Genomic DNA, 246 nt, shown 5'->3' with positions numbered 1-246 from the left:
ATGGAACACTATTCTAATATGTCCCATCTGGTGACCGAGGTCATTCAGGAAAGAGTACCGGTGTTGGAAAAGGCAAGCATTGATGAATTTTATCTTGATCTTTCGGGAATGGACAAGTTCTTCGGCTGCTTTCAGTGGACCAATGAGATCGTCGACGCCGTAACAAAAAATACCGGTTTGCCGATCAGCTTTGCTCTTTCCACTAATAAGACGGTCTCTAAGATCGGAACCGGTGAATCCAAACCC

Annotated in this window: 1 protein-coding gene; it reads left to right on the top strand. The window is 45.1% G+C overall.

Translation table 11 applies throughout. The features are described 5' to 3' along the window. Positions 1 to 246, top strand: a 246-nt coding sequence (locus tag ACPYOJ_RS36235; protein WP_481420516.1) for a Y-family DNA polymerase, incomplete at its 3' end; no start/stop codon positions are given.

Source organism: Rhizobium sp. SVR5-9E (assembly GCF_056755095.1).
Note: the sequence above shows the minus strand (reverse complement) of the source record. Positions and strands in the feature narration are given on the sequence as shown.